This is a genomic window from Paenibacillus sp. PK3_47, assembly GCF_023520895.1.
Classification (GTDB): Bacteria; Bacillota; Bacilli; order Paenibacillales; family Paenibacillaceae; genus Paenibacillus_AQ.
Genome location: NZ_CP026029.1, coordinates 2,348,644 through 2,366,165 on the forward strand (window position 1 = coordinate 2,348,644; position 17,522 = coordinate 2,366,165).

Annotated in this window: 16 protein-coding genes; 3 read left to right on the top strand and 13 right to left on the bottom strand. The window is 55.6% G+C overall.

Annotated features, from left to right (window positions below):
- Positions 1-116 precede the first annotated feature (116 nt).
- The 12 genes from C2I18_RS10565 to C2I18_RS10620 form a co-directional block, all read right to left on the bottom strand.
- Entirely contained in the window at positions 117-593 is a 477-nt protein-coding gene (locus C2I18_RS10565) for a glutathione peroxidase (RefSeq protein ID WP_249901137.1), read from the bottom strand.
- A gap of 149 nt (positions 594-742) precedes the next feature.
- Positions 743-1,081 carry a DUF3243 domain-containing protein gene (locus C2I18_RS10570; RefSeq protein ID WP_249901138.1) on the bottom strand — a complete coding sequence of 113 codons (339 nt, stop codon included), beginning with the start codon at positions 1,079-1,081 and terminating at the stop codon, positions 743-745.
- Positions 1,082-1,229: 148 nt separating this feature from the next.
- A complete protein-coding gene (locus tag C2I18_RS10575; protein WP_249901139.1) occupies positions 1,230-2,177 on the bottom strand; it encodes a M15 family metallopeptidase in 948 nt (315 codons plus the stop codon).
- A 175-nt stretch (positions 2,178-2,352) separates the two neighbouring features.
- Entirely contained in the window at positions 2,353-4,161 is a 1,809-nt protein-coding gene (locus C2I18_RS10580) for a DEAD/DEAH box helicase (RefSeq protein ID WP_481857906.1), read from the bottom strand.
- Positions 4,162-4,418: 257 nt separating this feature from the next.
- Positions 4,419-6,089, bottom strand: a complete 1,671-nt coding sequence (locus tag C2I18_RS10585) for an AarF/UbiB family protein (RefSeq protein WP_249901141.1) — start codon at positions 6,087-6,089, stop codon at positions 4,419-4,421.
- Positions 6,090-6,458: a phasin family protein gene (locus tag C2I18_RS10590; protein ID WP_249901142.1), complete on the bottom strand. Its 369-nt coding sequence runs from the start codon at positions 6,456-6,458 to the stop codon at positions 6,090-6,092.
- Between the two features lie 68 nt (positions 6,459-6,526).
- Positions 6,527-7,165 carry a ThuA domain-containing protein gene (locus tag C2I18_RS10595; RefSeq protein WP_249901143.1) on the bottom strand — a complete coding sequence of 213 codons (639 nt, stop codon included), beginning with the start codon at positions 7,163-7,165 and terminating at the stop codon, positions 6,527-6,529.
- Between the two features lie 101 nt (positions 7,166-7,266).
- Positions 7,267-8,079: a uroporphyrinogen-III synthase gene (locus C2I18_RS10600; protein WP_249901144.1), complete on the bottom strand. Its 813-nt coding sequence runs from the start codon at positions 8,077-8,079 to the stop codon at positions 7,267-7,269.
- 194 nt (positions 8,080-8,273) lie between these two features.
- A complete protein-coding gene (locus C2I18_RS10605; RefSeq protein ID WP_249901145.1) occupies positions 8,274-8,669 on the bottom strand; it encodes a Fur family transcriptional regulator in 396 nt (131 codons plus the stop codon).
- Positions 8,670-8,741: 72 nt separating this feature from the next.
- A complete protein-coding gene (locus C2I18_RS10610) occupies positions 8,742-9,839 on the bottom strand; it encodes a Ger(x)C family spore germination protein (RefSeq protein ID WP_249901146.1) in 1,098 nt (365 codons plus the stop codon).
- The gene (locus C2I18_RS10615) at positions 9,836-10,936 is read right to left on the bottom strand and encodes a GerAB/ArcD/ProY family transporter (RefSeq protein WP_249901147.1); all 1,101 of its coding nucleotides are present in this window, start codon (positions 10,934-10,936) and stop codon (positions 9,836-9,838) included. The genes C2I18_RS10610 and C2I18_RS10615 overlap by 4 nt, the downstream gene beginning before the upstream one ends.
- On the bottom strand, positions 10,937-12,310 hold the full coding sequence (locus C2I18_RS10620) for a spore germination protein (protein WP_249901148.1): 1,374 nt from the start codon (positions 12,308-12,310) through the stop codon (positions 10,937-10,939). It lies immediately after the preceding gene.
- Between the two features lie 156 nt (positions 12,311-12,466).
- On the opposite strand from C2I18_RS10620, the gene C2I18_RS10625 reads away from it, so the two are divergent.
- The 3 genes from C2I18_RS10625 to C2I18_RS10635 all read left to right on the top strand — a co-directional run bounded on the left by C2I18_RS10625 (position 12,467) and on the right by C2I18_RS10635 (position 15,175).
- Positions 12,467-14,017 (top strand): FAD-dependent oxidoreductase, encoded by a 1,551-nt coding sequence (locus C2I18_RS10625; protein WP_249901149.1) that lies wholly within the window; start codon positions 12,467-12,469, stop codon positions 14,015-14,017.
- A 97-nt stretch (positions 14,018-14,114) separates the two neighbouring features.
- The gene (locus C2I18_RS10630; protein WP_249901150.1) at positions 14,115-14,834 is read left to right on the top strand and encodes a 3-ketoacyl-ACP reductase; all 720 of its coding nucleotides are present in this window, start codon (positions 14,115-14,117) and stop codon (positions 14,832-14,834) included.
- A gap of 29 nt (positions 14,835-14,863) precedes the next feature.
- Positions 14,864-15,175, top strand: a complete 312-nt coding sequence (locus tag C2I18_RS10635; protein WP_249901151.1) for an antibiotic biosynthesis monooxygenase — start codon at positions 14,864-14,866, stop codon at positions 15,173-15,175.
- 82 nt (positions 15,176-15,257) lie between these two features.
- On the opposite strand, the gene C2I18_RS10640 is transcribed toward C2I18_RS10635, so the two are convergent.
- On the bottom strand, positions 15,258-17,483 hold the full coding sequence (locus C2I18_RS10640) for an MMPL family transporter (protein WP_249901152.1): 2,226 nt from the start codon (positions 17,481-17,483) through the stop codon (positions 15,258-15,260).
- Positions 17,484-17,522: the final 39 nt, after the last annotated feature.

Consider the following 17,522-nt stretch of genomic DNA (forward strand, 5'->3'; position numbering starts at 1 on the left):
GGATTATTTTCACAGTATAATGCCTGTTCAGGCTTCACCCGTCTACAGAACCAAATTAAAAATCCCTCCGGGCACCGGATATACCGGCTCAGAGGGATCTTATTCTTATAATGCAGCTACAGCAGGGATTCGATGAGCCCTCTCATCGTCTCCGGCGACTCCCTGGGCTCTACCCGGGCCACTACTTGACCACTGCGGTCCACCAGAAATTTGGTGAAGTTCCACTGGATGTCGCTGCTCTCCCCCGCACCCGGCTGCTGGCCCTTCAGATATTTAAAAAGCAGGCTGGCCTCCGGACCGTTGACATCGGTTTTGGCGAAAACCGGAAATTTGACTCCATAGTTAACCTGGCAGAATGCCTCCGCTTCTTCACTGCTTCCAGGCTCCTGGCCGGCAAACTGGTTGCAGGGAAAGCCCAGCACCACAAGGCCCCGGTCCCCATAGTCCTCATAGAGCTTCTGAAGCTCACCGTATTGCGGGGTAAGCCCGCACTGGCTGGCCGTATTGGCGATCAGCAGCACCTTGCCTTCATATTCCTTGAACGGAACCTCTGTACCTGAAGGCGTAACCCCGGCGAAACTGTAGATTGACATCCTGCTTCCCTTCCTCTCTGCATTCCAGATTGTGATTTCACTCTTACCTTAGCATCACCGGACAGCCAATTGCAAAAGGGGCCCTTCCCTGTCTGACAGGAAAGGCCCCTTATTTGCTGAATACACAATACTGTTTACGCCAAGCGAGCTTAGTCCTGCACCAGCTTCACCAGCATATGGGCCAGCTTATGGCGCTCCTCTTTGTTGCCGACCTTCCACAGCTCCAGCAGCAGCTGCTCCTCGCTGTTGCGCGGTTCTTCATGTGCCGCAAGATAATCGGCTATTTTTTCTGTAGCTACAGCCAGCTGTTCTTCGTTCAGGCCGATCTTTTGCGCCAGTTCGATACGTTTGCTCAAATAGCTCTTAAATTCCTGAAAGTTGTTGAGGATCATTTCTCTTTGCTGGGGATCAATCCGCTCCACGGCTTCATTGATCCTGTTCATGGTGACTTCCCCATCCTTGCTTACTACATGATTATGTTCGGACATGATGTACGCCTCCTTCATGTAATCAGACTGGTTTCCCCCACTACTTAACCAGCGGTTACCCAGGTGAACCGATACGCCAAAAAAAACGGCCCCGCCATGGCGGAACCGCTTCTGCTTCTGCTGTATTGCTAATTCCGAAGAAAGAGCATCATTGCGACACCGGAACAGCATCGTAATATTCTTCCAGCGTAATGCCGCGGGCCGCGATGTCAGCGGCAATCTCCTTGCCCACATAACGGACATGCCAAGGCTCGTACATGTAGCCGGTAATGGCCTCCTTGCCTTCCGGATAACGGATAATGAAGCCGTACTCCGCAGCATGCGCTGCCAGCCAGTCCGCTTCCTTCGTTCCCCCAAAGCAGCTCTCGGCCGCACACTTGCCCTCACTGCCGGAGATATCGATAGACAAGCCCGTCTGATGTTCACTGTGGCCGGGTACTGCACTGTACGTCCGGGCTTTCTCCTCCCCGTCCCTGGCCACATAGTTGTTAAAGAGTACCGTTTGCGTCTTTTCGGAACGGTACGCAGAGACGCCCGCCAGGTATATGCCGTCCTTCTCGGCCCCGGCGAACATTTCCTCCAGAGCGGTGGCGGCGGTGCGGCGCATCATCCGCTTCTCGATTTTTTCCGAGAAAATAAATCTCACATCCGGATACACCAGATCAGACGGCTTATAGTTATCAGGCAGCTTGTACTGCTTATTGACCATTACGGTCAGGCTGTCCGGTTCGGCGGCAGTCATCACAGCACCGTTATTGCCGGGGCCGCCGGAACTGGCCGGCTGCGGCGTCTGCGACGGTTCTGCGCCTGTATCGCCGCCGTTTCCGGCATCAGACGGCCCTGCCGATGCAGGGGGAGAGGCCTCTGCACCTGTGCCTGTATCATTCCCCCCCGGCGCTTGTCCCTGGCTGTCCGGATTCACAGTAGGTACTGGAGACGGCTCGCTGCTTGCCGCAGGCTGGCCCTGAAGGCCGCTGCCTCCGACTACCGCAGTTTCATTATTCTCTGAAGCGGATGGTATGGCATATTTGCCGATTCCCCAGCCTGCGGCGATGATGACAATAAATAAGATGACGATCTTGCTGGTTCTGGACATGCTGTGTGAAGCCTCCTATTAAGTGAATCTATGAGGATGTTCTCTTTATCTATTAGACAGGCCGCAGCCCAAAAATGTTTCAAGCTGTGCCTAAAACAAATGTTACCACGGGCCGCCAGCCAATCCGGCTGACTACCCCATGGTAACATGTCCACTCTATGAAAGCCCGCGGCCTTTATCTGGAAGAGCCGCGTCCGCCCCGTGAGCCGCCGCGCGAACCGCTGCTGCGCCCGCCGCGCGAAGAACCGCCGCCGCTGCGTCCGCCGGAGCCAAAGCCGCCTTTGCCGCCCTTGGAGCTGCTGCCGCCGGCATTATAACCGCGTGAGCCGCCGCCACTGGACGCCGGAGCGCCATAGCCCCCGGCTTCGCCGCTGCGCGCCACATGGGCCCGGTGTTTCGGGCTGGCCTTGGCCCCGCCCGGATTGTAGCCGGCGCCTGATCCGGCGCCCTTCGAGGCGCCGTAGCTGAATCCGCCGGCTTCAGACCCTCTGGCTACATTGGCACTGTAGCCGCTGCTAGGGCCGCCCTTGCCGGCGGCCCCCCTGCCGCCACCGCGCCCGCCGGTGGCTTCGGCGCCTCTCGGCGCAGCCGCGCCATACGCGCTGCGCTTGCCGCCGGCCGCATCGCTGCGGCTGCGGCCGCCCTTCTCGGCAGGCGCTTCCCAGCTGCCTGCTTCCTTCACGCGGTCACGGCCGCGTCCGCCCGGCCGTGCTCCGCCTTCCGCACGCGGCGCTCCGCCGCTGCGTCCCTGCCCGCGGCCGCCGCGCTCGCCCCGTCCGGCGCGCGCCGCATCAGGTGCGGCGTTCCTGCGTCCGCCGCGGGAGGAGCCGCCGCCCTGTACAGAGGTGAATTCGCCTACGCCGAATTCATCCTTCTCATAGCGGCGGCGGTCCAGCCGCTGGGTGGTTCCGTGCTCGATGAGGTCGAGCAGGTTGTATTCACGCGGCGAGGCCAGCGTAATCGCCAGACCCTTGCCGCCTGCGCGGCCGGTCCGGCCGATGCGGTGGATATAGCTGTCCGAATCCAGCGGCAGATCATAGTTAAATACGTGGGTGATGCCTTCCACGTCAAGGCCGCGCGCGGCAACATCCGTTGCCACTAGCAGCTGCAGCTTCGCATCGCGGAACCGTTTCATCACCGCTTCCCGTTTGCCCTGCGACAGGTCGCCGTGCAGCTCATCGCAGTCATAGCCGGCAGCCTGCAGCGCTTCGTTCAGCTTCGAGACCCGGCGCTTGGTCCGGCAGAAAATAATGGCCAGGTAAGGGCGGTCCCGTTCGATGAGCGCGATCAGCGCCTCCTCCTTGTTGCGGTCGGAGACCTCCACGACCTGCTGCTTGATATTGTCCAGCGGAATCGGTGAACCGCTCTTGATCACAATATCCAGCGGCTCCTTCATGTAATTGGCTGCCAGCCGCTTGACCGGGTCCGGCATTGTTGCGGAGAACAGCATCGTCTGACGGCGGTAAGGCACGGCCGTAATAATCGATTCCACGTCCTCCAGGAAACCCATGTGCAGCATCTGGTCGGCTTCATCAAGCACGAGCATCTTTACGCCGCCCAGCTCCAGGGTTCCGCGGCGCATATGATCCAGCAGCCGGCCCGGTGTGCCGATGATCAGATGTCTGCCGCCTTCCAGCTTGCGCAGCTGCTTCTCCACATCCTGTCCGCCGTATACCGCCAGAATCTTCACTCCGGTGTGGCGTGCCAGCTTGCGCGCCTCTTCGGTAATCTGCAGCGCCAGCTCCCGTGTAGGCGCCAGAATCAGCGCCTGCGGATACGCGTTCTCCACGCGGATCTTGTCCATAATCGGCAGCAGGAAAGCCAGCGTCTTTCCTGTTCCTGTCTTGGCTCTTGCAATAACATCCAGTCCCTCAACCAGCGGCGGAATCGCTTCTTCCTGCACCGGCGTCGGCTTAACGATGCCCTGGCCCTTCAGCAGGCCGTTTAATACTTCTGATACTCCCAGTTCCTTAAAACCCGGCAATGTCTCCACCTCACTCATTCTTTGGCTTTTGCTTAACTGTGCAGCGCAATTTATAGGTATCCGTGTTCTTGGAGTCAAATACGCCTCTTACTGCTTGTACAAAGCGGCGGCATCAGCCTGATTTCTCATATTCCCATAATAAAAGCGGAAGAACCCGTTACCGGAGCTCTTCCGTTACACATGCTTATACATTGTACTTGATATGGCGCGGTTTGTGTGCAACTGCGGAATAATAATTATTCCCCTGCCTTGCACCGCTAAAACCTGCCCGATTTAAATATGGAAAAGAGCAGCCATAAAATCATCAGCAGCGCAACGACCGAGCCGATCTCCACTGTCGGAAAGTCCCAGATCAGCGACGGCTCCCCGCGCAGGGAAGATCCGATAATCAGGCCGGCCATAATGATGCTGAAGGCCAGCAGCACGATACTGAAGGACAGCCGGTTGCCGACCCGGCTGAATTTATGCTCCAGATCCTTAAGCTCCGGTACGCCGATCTCCACCTTAAGCTTGCCCCTGCTGATCAGTGCGGACAGCTGCCGGGCCTGGGAAGGCAGCTCGACCAGGCTTTCAGCAAGATCAGCAACTCCGCCGAGCAGCTTGCGCTGCAGCCGGCTGCCGCTGAACCGCTGCTTCACCAGCCGCCTGCCGAAGGGCTCGGCCATCTGCACAATGCTGAAGGAAGGATCGAGGCTCGCGACAACCCCTTCCATCGTCAGCATCGTCTTGCCCAGCATGGCGAGATCGGGGGGAATCACCAGCCGGTGCTTGCGGGCAATGCCGAACAGGTCATTCAGCGCCGTCCCGATACTGACCTGATTGAACGGAATATCATAATAGGCCTCGCGCAGCCGGTCCATATCCTCATGGAGCGCTGCCCTGTCGGCATCCTCCGGGATTACCCCCAGGCGCAGAACCGCCCGCACCATGGAATCGGTGTTTCTGCGCATAAGCGCGATCACCATCGCGGAGAGGCCGTCCTTCATATCTTCGCTCAGCCGCCCGACCATCCCGAAGTCAATCAGTGCAAGCTTGCCGTTATCCAGCAGCATTACATTGCCGGGATGGGGGTCGGCATGAAAGAAGCCGTGAATAAAGATCTGGTTCAGCATCATCTCTACAAGCTGCTGGGCCACGGTCTTCAGCTTGACCCCCCGGGCAAGCAGCTCTTCGCGGCGGTTCAGCGTAAGGCCGCTGACATATTCCATGGTCAGCACCCGGGCCGAGCTGCAATCCCAGAATATTGCCGGAATATATACCTTATCCTGTTCAGACAGCTGTCCGGCAATACGCTCGGCATTGCGGCCTTCCTGGCCGTAATCAAGCTCGGCCAGCAGGGAACGCGAGAATTCCTCCACCATGCGGGTCAGGCCGTACTGTTTCGCCCAGTCCAGCCTTTTTTCGGCAAGAGCACTGAGGTCGTGAAGAATTTCCAAGTCCCGGCTCATCGTCCGCAGGACGCCGGGACGCTGTATCTTAACCGCGACGCTCTGTCCGCCGTGGAGCACCGCCTGGTGCACCTGGCCGATAGACGCCGCAGCAATCGGTGTATTGTCAAAATGCTGAAAGATTTCATCCAGGGGCTGATCCAGCTCCTGCTCTATAATGCTCCGTGCAGTCTCCGCCGGGAACGGGGCCACACTGTCCTGCAGCCTGATTAGCTCCTGGATAATGGAATCGGGCAGCAGATCGGAACGGGTGCTGGCAAGCTGGCCCAGCTTGACAAAGGTCGGGCCCAGGTCCTCCAGCACCCGGCGGACCCGCTCTCCCAGCGTAATATTCTCGTGAGCCTCATGCGTCATGATCCGGCGCGGCAGGGAGAGCAGGTGATGCAGTCCCAGTTCCTCCACCATATAGCCGAAGCCATGGCGCATAAGCGCCATGGCAATCGTCCGGTACCGTCCGGCATGTCTGATGCGGACCGCCATTTAATCCGTGCGCGTGTCCGTCAGGGGCTCTTCATCCGCCAGAGAATGAACCTCCGGCGCGGATTCCGCCTCCAGCTCGGCCACACGGCGCTCCAATACGGCAATTCTTGCTTCCAGTCCGGCTATGTCGTTATGCCCGGGAACGTTCAGGTCTTTAAGCACACGCTGGACCTGTTCCTGAACGGCCGCCTTGAACGCGCCCCGTTCCTCTTCGCCGCGGTCGACCAGCCGGTCGATAAGCGCCTTGGATTCCGAGGGGGCCAGCTCACCCTTTTTGACGAGCTCTTCGACAACCTTTTCTACCTTTTCCTTGCTGACAATGGTGAGGCCTACTCCTAAAGAGATTGCTTTTTTGAACAAATCGCTCATGGCTCTTTCCTCCCATATATTCCAGTTATGGTTAGAGTATAACCCCTGACGGGCTTTTTCACAAAGAATCAGCCTGTTCTGTGAATTCTTGCCGCCCAGGTGGCGGCCCGCAGAATCAGCTCGCGGACCGCCGGATGACGGAAGGAAGGCTCGTGATGGCCCGGCATGATATAGACTACACGCCCTTGGCCATAGCTGTGGCACCAGGCTGCAGGCAGCCTTTCGCCGTCAGCCTCATACTCAAGCAGAATGGTCTTCTCGGTAAACGGATCGAACTCGAAGCGGTAAGGCTCCTCATCCAGCTGAAAGTCCTCCATGCCCTCGGTAATATCATGTTCCAGGACCTTGAAGTTCAGCGGTGTATATGGCGGATGACCTGTAAACCGTCCGCCGATCAGATGGGCCAGCTCATAACGTTTGGCCAGTGACACTCCGGTATGCAGCACAATCAGGCCGCCGCCCCCGCTCACATAACTCAGCAGACCGGCGGTCTGCTGAGGGGACACCGTTTCATTCCACAATTCATTGTATGCAATACATAGGTCATATCCGGCCAAATGCTCGCTGAGCAGCAGCTTTTTGTTCTCCGAACACTGCACTGTCAGCAGCTCATTCAGAATTTCACTGATTTGCTTGTCCACACCCTGCAGCGGATGGAACCGGGGGTGGGTATAGTCACCCAGCAGCAGGCATTTTCTCTTATCCATAGGGATCCTCCTCCTGATATCTTTTATCTTGGATTACCGGTTAAAACAATATCCCGCCCATTCAGGAGCGGGAATTTGACATTATTGTGACTCTATAACGGTCAGCGGCTTGCGGCAACATACCGCCCAAGCTCCACGAACATGCTGCCCATGCGCTCATGCTCAGGCATTACAATCCGCTGGATGCCTTCTTCCTTCAGTGATTCCGTAGTGATTTTGCCTACGGAAACAGCCAGTACTCTGGTTTCAAAAGCTGTAATGAGCTCTTCCAGCCTGCCTTGCTCCCTGGCATGCTGGGCCAGAAACCTGAACTGTGGCGCACTTGTAAAGGCAACGGCATCCACTTTGCCTTCCGTAATCTCGGTGAGCAGCAGCGCAAGCGCCCCAGGCTCCGGCGGGGTGTGGCGGTAGGGCTGAACCTCACGGATAACGGCACCGGCCTCTGTAAGCCAGGCTATCAGCCGGGGAGCAGGATCGCCATGCAGCTGCAGCACGACCTCTTTGCCGCGCAGGTCCCAGCCCGCAAGCCCGCGGAGCAGCCCGGTGGTGCTGCCGTCATCGTCCCGTACCTGCGGCACAATTCCGCGTTTTTTCAGGGCATTAACGGTCTTGTAGCCCCGCGCGGCAACCGGCGCTCCCGACAGAGCTGCCAGAAAGCGGTCGGCAAGCCCCAGGCTTTCCGCCTGTTCGAACAAAGCCTCCAGCCCCATGCCTGTCGTCAGGATCGCCAGATCCGGCGGATGCTCGGTCCAGGATAAAAGCGCCTCACGCAGTGCCCCGTCATCCAGAAATACCGTCCCCTGGGCAGGGCGGTGAAGCGCCGTACCGCCCATATTCGTAACCAGTCTGGCCATCTCTTCCGCCTTGCGCGGACCGGCAAGGGCAACGGTCAGCCCCTTTAATTGCTCTGCCATGAACATCTCTCCCCTTCTTTAGCCCAGCTTTATTGCTTATCAGTATACTTGGAAAGGGCCTGAAAAGAAAAGACACAAAGACAAATCAGGACCCATTGCTTACGGGAGACACAGCAAAAAGACCGTTTTGCATTAAACGGTCCCCGTATTTATTATGCTGCCTTTGTCCGGTGCCTTCCTGTCCGCTGCTGATTCTAGTTCGCTGCTTTTCTCTGGCAGTCCGGACATATGCCTCCGAATACCACATGAGCGTGAGAAATGGAATAACCGGTGTCTTTGGCTACTGCATCTGTCCACTCCTGGGGAACTTGGCTCATGACCTCGTCCACCGCACCGCACACTTCGCAGATGATATGCTGGTGGTCATCCATCCGGGCATCGTATCTGCTGGCCGCTTCACCCAGTTTCAATTCCCGGATCATCTGTTTATCTGCAAGATAACGAAGCGAATTATATACGGTACCATAAGCCAGGTTATGCCCCTGCTCAACGAGCCGGTTCATTACCTCCGCAGCGGTAGGATGATCATGCGCATTGCGGACGATATCATAAACGGCTTGACGCTGGGAGGTCAAATTCAGATTTCTCATAGTTATCATCCTTTTACTTGTTATTAGATCAAGTATAAATCTTGAATGTCCCAGCGTCAATGTTATATGCCATTATTTAATCATCCCTGAGTATTTCACATTCACGTCAGCCTTTACTTCAAAATCAAGTTCCGGATACATTGCGCTCCATACCTGCATCTCCGTATCGTTATTCCAGTGCCGGGAGCCATAGTGCAGGCCCCAGCCCAAGGGATCCAGACCCGAATCCCGGATTTTGGTCAGCAGCTCATGAACCTCCCTGACCAGCCACTCCTCCCCCGAAGATGAAATCCTCCTCATTAAATCGGGGGTTACCACATCCTCTGTACTGTTTTCCTCCACAATCGCTTTGATTTTAATAGTATAGCGGATAAAGGGCTTTCCATCTTCCGGTGTAACAATCTTGTAGCTTGATGAGCTGCTCTCCGTATAATACTGGTACATCTCGCCGTCTACGATGGCCGGAAAGTTGCTCCGCAGATTGGTACGTGCCAGCAGATTAAACAGCCGGGACTCGTCCGGGGACAATTCAAGCCTGATTCTTTGCTTGTCCATCAGAGCGATTTTATTGATCAGGAACTCTTCCTTCCCCTGTGCTTCAATAACAGGCATTATGGGATCCTGGCCCTTCTCATACACATCCCGCATCATCTGGTAGGCAAATACGCTGGTAATGAAGGGGGATTCCGTCCCCTGTCCGCTCATCGCCAGAATCAGCGAGTTGGACGGGATGCGTTCCGAAGGGGGTTTTACCTTCAGTACCTCCAGAGCCCCGGGACGGCCCACCGCAAAGTTAAGAATAAGCTGAATATCCCGGCGCCGGACCGACCAGTCGATGACATGCCGGACATCCTTCCTGGCAAGGCCCTCACCTAAAATGAGTGATTTGCAGTGCACATAGTCCAGTTCCTTCTCTACTCTGGATTTCATCCTGCGCAGCGCTTCGGAAATACTGGTCGACTCCTCGGTTAAAATCAGCATTTTTTCATCAATCTTGGTGACGTCACCCTGGGGAACAGCCAGCTTCAGGCTGACTTTAAAGAATCCTTCCTGTGTTCCCGGGTCAACACCAATTGCAACGACAAAGATGCGGCGGTCAATATCCTTGAACTCGCAGCCGGTCAATAAGAGCAGCAGTATGCATGAGATGCACAGCAGCATTTTCCTCATATCTTCCGCCTCCTCACATCCAGGTAGCAATAGAACAGCACAGCACTGATTAGCAGTTCCCCTGCTCCTCTCGCATTCAGAAAAAATACCCCCAGATTGTTGAGCTGGTACTGGTCCAGGTTCATCAAGGTTAACGTGACCGCGCAAAAGAGGCTCAGTATAATTGCTTCCTGCCACCGTTTTGCTCTGGATACTTTGTGCTTTGACGGGGGGAACAGGCTCATCAGCATCTCTTTACCGACATGCCAATGGATAATGACGCTGACCAGCGACATGGTAACATAAGCGAAATAGAAGATGTACAGCATTCGCTCAATCAGGAAGCTCTCAATGCGGATACTGTCCGCAGTAGAAAACCATGTGTAGACATGTCTCTCCACCCCCATCGTGCCGTAATACCCAATGGGCACAAAAAAAGTCAGCAGCAGCACAAAAAATCCCTGCACTCCCATAATCCAGCGGTGCTTCAGCTTCAGCTTATGGAATACCCGGTTAAATATTGCCAGATTGACGTAACCGCTGAAGGTGAATGTCGCTGCCATAACACTTTTCAGGTCCGGAGCATGAGGGGCAAAGGTCATAATCTGCAGTACCGCGTCCCAGTTAAAATCCCGGTTAATTACCGCTTTGAAGGTTGTGTAGAGTATGAGCGGCAGGCTGATCCCCAGCATCATCTCAAGCCCGTACAGCAGCGAGAGCGAGTCCATGCGCGCACATAAGCAGACTACGAACAAAAAGCTGATAATGATGTAGTACGGTCCGGTATCCGGGCTGATAAACCGCAAAGTAATGTCCACAAAGGACAGCAGCGTAATGATACCCGCCAGGCACCAGAGCAGCGCAAAAATAACAATAAGCGGAGAGGCCAACAGCCTGGGAAGGGATTTTTCATAAATTTCAGGAACGCCCTTGCCCGGGAATTTACTCATCAGTGAGGTGAACAGGTAGATCAGAAACGTACCCAGCACCGTTGCGAGAAGAATGGAGGTCTGTGCTCCTTTAAAACGGGCATCTATCAGCTCTCTCGGTACAAAATTAATAATGTTGATCAGGCTGTTCATCAGAACAAGCCAATAGAGATACCGGGTTGAGGCCATTTATCTCCTCCCGCCTTTCTTGTCCATGAAAGAAACTGCGTTATCTATTACGAACAGCCTGAAGTACGGCTGTCCGAAGCTGCGAAGGCTGCATAAATACATCGTGAACCCCACAAGACAGATAACTACGCCAATCAGGCCAACGGCAGCGGCAGCAAGCACGAACACATATTTCAGCACACGGATCGAAAAGCTCATCATATTCAGCGGAACCATAAAATTGGAAATGGCCACGGCCGATACCAGAATGATCATAATGTTGCCGACCAGCCCGGCAGCCGTTGCCGCCTGGCCCAGAATCAGACCTCCGACTGTTGTTGCCGTCGGACCTATGGCTCTGGGAAGACGCAAGCTTGCTTCCGTCAGAAACTCCATCATCATCAGCATAATAAGCACTTCCACAAAGGAGGGGTAGGGTACCGTTGCCCGGCTTCCGGCAATCAGCAGCGCAATCTGCACCCGTACAATCTCCGGATTGTACGAGGTGAACGCCACATAAAGCGCCGGCAGCCAGAGGGTCATTGCCACCCCGATGACCCGCAGCATTTTCAGGAACCGTCCTACTATAGGAACATGTATTTTATCGTCCATCGCCGTGAAGAAATCGCTGAAGATGGCCGGCAGCACGATGGCATATCCCGTCGTATCCATCATCACCACCACTTTTCCCTCCGCCAGATTAAACACCACTCTGTCCGGTCTTTCCGTTACGATCGTTTTGGGAAATATCCGCACCCTGTCGCTGTTTAGATATCTGTCCATTTCTCCTGCAGCCTGTACAATATCCAGCTCCAGCGTGTCGAGTCTCTCTTTAAGCTCCTTTAATACTTGGGAGTCCACCCTTGTGTCATCATACAGGATCGCCAGCTTTGTTCTGGACAGATTACCGATGACCATCGATTCCATCTTGAGATCTGCTGACTGGTAGCGGCGGCGGATCAGGTTCAGGTTGACGGTCAGATTCTCGGTCAGGGCATCGGAAGGCCCTTGGGTGATACTCTCCGTCATCGTTTCCTTGACGCTGCTGTTCTCTGCCTTGAGCACCTCAAAGAAACACAGCTCTCCGCCGCTTTCTATGCAGGCATATCCGCTTAACAACAACACATTGGCCTGTTCTCTGGTTGTGGCAGGCTCACTGCCCGGGTAATCCGTCAAGTAACGGAAATATGCTTGTATATCATCCATTTCATAAAAGGGTGTGATCAGCCGCTGGCTGACCGCCTGCGAATCTGTAATGCTTTTGACGAACAGCAGGCTGATCTTGCCGGAAGGGACAGTCAGCTCAACATCCTCCAAATCGGCGAAGTTCTCAAACTGCTTCCTGATCCATTCCAAAGAAACCTCTTCTTTTTTCTGCTGCTTCTGTTCCGGCATGGACAATCCCCCCTGTGATCCGGAATTCTCCCGGAAACTCGCCCTTATTTTGGCACGGTTGCCTGCATTTCATGCACAGGGGCTTCAGCCGGGTTTCTTTTACCGGGAGTGTGGTAATAAATGAAATGACAATTACTAGTTGGAGGGATGTATGAGATGAGTTCACCGAACCAAGTGCCGCAGGGTCTTCCGCAATTTCCGGAATCGTTATGGAGAGACACTGTAGATCTGCCTTCTTTTCCGAAGCTTGCGGAAGATCATGTTACGGATGTCGCGATTGTCGGAGGCGGAATTACCGGAATTACCACAGCCTATCTGCTGGCTAAGGAGGGCTATAAAGTTACCCTATTGGAAGCCGGGCGCCTGTTTGACGGCACCACCGGGTTCACAACCGCCAAAATTACCGCCCAGCACGGCATGATCTACAATGAGCTGGTGAAGAATTTCGGCGAGGAGCAGGCCTGGGCGTATTTCCGTTCCAACAATGAAGCCATGGACTGGATCGTTGCCACAGCGGGGGAGCTGGACCTGTCCTGCGGGTTAGTTCGCGAAGATGCCATCCTGTATGCAAATGCCGGAGATGATAAGACGCTGAAACAGCTGGAAGCGGAGTTTGAGGCTTATCAGAAGATCGGGATCCCGGGGGAATGGCAGGATAACATCTCGCTGCCGCTGATGGCTGGAGGAGCCATTAAGCTTTCGGGCCAATACCGTTTCCATCCGCTGCAGTATCTTAAGGGACTGCTGGACGTCGTCCTCGAAAAGGGCGGTGTCGTCTTCGAGCACACCACGATCGGGGAGAAGGTGGATAAAGACGGTCTCCTCACGCTGCACACCGAAGGGGAGGAGTACACCATCAAGTGCCGCCACGCCGTTTCGGCTTCCCATTTCCCTTTTTATGACGGGGGCGGCCTTTATTTCACGCGCCTGCATGCGGAACGTTCCTACGCTCTGGCCATTCAGCCTGAAGCTGATTATGAGGGAGGGATGTATCTGAGCGCCTCAACCCCGACACGCTCCCTGCGGGCAGTGGAATGGAACGGCCAGAAGCTGGTGCTCGTCGGCGGTGAAGGGCACAAGACCGGTCAGGGCATCTGCACCTTCGGCCATTACGAGAATCTGGAGGTGTTCGCCGGCGAACTGCTTGGCATCAAGGGCATTCCTTACCGCTGGTCGGCCCAGGATCTCATTACGGTGGACAAAGTTCCTTACATCGGCAAGCTTGATGATGAAGAAATTTATATTGCCACAGGCTTCGCCAAGTGGGGCATGACCAACGGAACACTGGCGGCACGCATGATTACGGATCAGATCACAGGCAAGGGCAGCCCATACACCGAGCTGTATGATCCTTCCCGCTTCAAGGCCAAACCCGGTATCAAAAACTTCATTGTACAAAACAGCAATGTAGCCAAAGAGCTGGTAACCGGCAAGCTGGAATTTGTCCACAAAAAAACACGCGATCTGCAGGCCGACGAAGGTGCCGTTGTATTCCATGACGGCAAACGGGTAGGCGCCTACCGCGATACCGGGGGCAAGCTCCATCTTGTGGACAGAACCTGTACCCATATGGGCTGTGAATGTGAATGGAATGACGGGGAACGCTCCTGGGACTGCCCTTGTCACGGCTCCCGCTTCTCCTACGATGGAAAAGTGCTCGAAGGTCCGGCTACGGTACCGCTGACCAAGATTGAGGCGGAAGAATAAGCGGCTGCGGCGTGATTGCCTGGCTCCGCTCAGGTATAATAGTAGCTGAACTGCTTAATCACTAATTAAGTATGCAAAGGGAGCGTGAGTACTGGTTATGGATTTAAGAGGAAAAAGCATTGTAATTACCGGCGCAGGCAAAGGGATCGGTAAAGCTCTGGCGATGGCACTGGCCAAGGAAGGCGCCAATCTGGGCCTCGTCTCCAGAACAGCTGCAGATCTGGAGGCGCTGAAATCAGCGCTTACCGAGGTATATGACGTAAAGGTCAGCATCGCCGTAGCCGATATCGCAGTCCGCGAAGAAGCGGAGCGGGCTGTAGTCTCGCTGCAGAATGACCTCGGGGCATTCGATGCGCTGATCAACAATGCCGGAATTGCCAAGTTCGGCACTCTGGTCGAAATGGACCCGGCGGAATGGGAACGCCATATGCAGGTCAACCTGTTCGGGACTTATTATGTGACCCGTGCCGCTCTGCCGGCGATGATCGAACGCAGCAGCGGGAATATCATCAATATCTCTTCCACCGCCGGAGAACGCGGCTTTGCCACCGGTTCGGCTTACTGCGCTTCCAAGTTCGCCCTGATGGGCATGACCGAAGCGCTGGCCCAGGAAGTGCGCAAGCACAACATCCGTGTCGTTGCACTGACGCCAAGCACGGTCAACACGGGACTGGCCGAGAATGCAGGGCTGAAAATCGGTGATGAAGACCGGATGATGCAGCCTGAGGATGTGGCAGAGCTGACACTGGCGGCACTCAAGCTGCCTGACCGTGTATTCCTGAAGACGGCAGGAATCTGGACGACCAACCCGCAATAACCTTAACTTTAATCCAGGGAGGGCACAGCATGCTGGTTGTTACCAACACCATCAGGGTCAAGGAAGGCCATGGCGAAGCCTTGGCCGGGCGTTTTGCAGGGGCCGGCGGCGTTCAGGACATGCCTGGCTTTGTACGTATGGAGGTCTGGCACGGCGAGGCCAAGGACGGCGCGGAAGAGCTGAAGATCTGTACGGTATGGGAGAACGAAGAGGCGTTCAAGGGCTGGACCGCCAGCCCTTCCTTCCGTGAATCGCACCGGGGAGCCGGCGGGAATGAGGCTATTCTCGGCGCTTCCCTCGACAAGTACCGGCTGCTGGTCAGCCGTACGCCGGGAGAATAATTGTATTTCATCACAAAAGGGACGTTCCTTTAAGCCATGCGGCTTAGAGGAACGTCCCTTCTTTTGCTGATATGCGCGCCGCCTAATGCTCTTCAGCAGCCTGCGGCTGAGACACTTCATGGTGCTTGCCGGGCCAGAAAGACCAGCGGCCGAGCAGCAGCGTTATCGCAGGCACCAGGAACGGGCGGACGACAAAGGTGTCAAGCAGCACACCGATTGCCGTAATAATCCCGAACTGCACCAGCACCTGAATCGGCAGAGTGGCCAGTACGGCAAAGGTTCCGGCCAGAATGAGGCCTGCGGACGTGATTACCGATCCGGTCTCATTCACCCCTTCGGCAATGGCCTGTTTCAGCGGCATCACCTTACGTTTTTTCCAGATGTTCGAGATCATAAAGATGTTGTAGTCCTCGCCCAGCGCAACCAGGAAGACGAAGGAATACAGCGGGATCGCACCCTGGATGGCGTCTGCACCAAGCACATAATGGATAATGATCCAGCCCAGCCCCAGCGCAGAGAAGAAGGACAGGATTACTGTTGCCACCAGATAGACGGTAGCGACCAGTGACCGCAGATAGATCAGCAGCAGCAGGGAAATCAGCCCGATTACCACCGGTATGATGAGATCCGTATCCCGCTCCCCGAGCTCTTTGGTATCATACTGGGTGGCAGTCTGTCCGCTGATCCAGACCCGTTCCTGCGGATTATCCAGACCTGCATCGGTCAACGCCTGCTCCACCGTGTTCTGAAGCGCCGGTATATGGCTCATCGCTTCAAGCGAATACGGATTATCCTTAAACTCGATATCGAATCCGATAATATCCTTGTTAACCGCCCCGGTCTGCGGATCAGAGACTGTATCCACGTAAGACAAGCCTCCGAGCACCACTTTGAAATCCCCGCCGTCAGCCTGGCCGCCGGTGTCGATCATCAGCTTGGCCGGTGCCAGCTCCCCGGGCGAGAACTGCGTACCGATCAGGTCAAAACCCTGCCGGGATTCCATATCCTCCGGGAAGGAGGACAGCAGGTCATAGGTGAACCTGATGCCGCTGGAGAAGGAAGCAAGTACACCCAACAATACAACCGTTACGCCCACAATGGCCCACGGGCGCGAAACGACGAATCCGCCGATGCCCTTTTTACGTGAAACCTTAACCTCAGGTACAGGCTTGCCCTTGGCTTTGGCCCGCTCGGCTTCCATTTGCGGCGTGCGCGGAATGAACGGAAAGAACGATTTACGGCCAAAGATCGCCAGCAGTGCCGGTACCAATGTCAGACTGGCAATACCCATAATGAGAATCGAAACGCTGAACGGAACCGCAAAGCGGTGATAAGCCCCGTACTTCGCCAGTAGCAGTGCGAACAAGGCCAGGACTACTGTAAATCCGCTCATTGCTATCGCGCCGGAGGAGTGGCTTATGGCGCTCAACAGCGCGCGGCCCTTGTTCTCTTCCACCTTCAGCATTTGTCTGAAGCGGGAGATCAGGAACAGGCAGTAATCCGTTCCGGCACCGAACAGCAGCACAGTCATAATTGAGATGGCCTGGGAATCCACCGTGATCCAGCCCTCCTGTGCCATTTTCCCGAGCAGCGGACTTGTTAATCCATAAGCGAATCCTACCGCCACCAGCGGGATTAAGGCCAGCACAGGAGAACGGTAAATCAGCAGCAGGAACACCAGCACGAGAATGACTGTCGCAATCAGCAGAGATACGTCCGCATCCTCAAATAGTCCTGTGGCATCGATTGAAATACCTACAGGTCCCGATACCCTCAGGCTCAGTTCGCTGCTCTCCACCTCAGCCGCCGCCGGGTCGGCTCCGGTCTCTGCGCTTACAAGCGCCTTCAGCTGCGTTACCGCTTCACCTAACTGGTCGCTGTCAGCCGTTTTCTCGAACAGCACCGGTGTAACCAGTGTGCTGCGGTCTTCCGACAGCGAGGCCTGCAGCGCCTGAGGCGGCAGCTGCCCCAGCGGCGGCACAAAGTTCTGGTGCTCCAGAGGCTGCTGCTCCAGCTTGCCGTACACGGCGATAATATGTATCAGATCTTCTTCGGACAACCCGCCCTCCCTGTGCCATACCAGCAGTGCCGGTGTGCCGCTGCCGCCCGGAAACTCCTGCTCTGCCACGGCCGCCGCCCGTACGGATTGGGCATCATCGGGGAGATTCTGCGCATTATTAAGCACCTGCGAATTTACAGAGGGCCAGACAAGCGTTAGCACACCTACAGCCACAATCCAGACCAGAAGTGTGATCCACTTCGTTTTGCGGCCTGCCACCCATTTTCCGTAGCCTGACATTTCTTTCATCCTCTCCTCATTAACGGCATTCATCCAAAAATGAGCCGC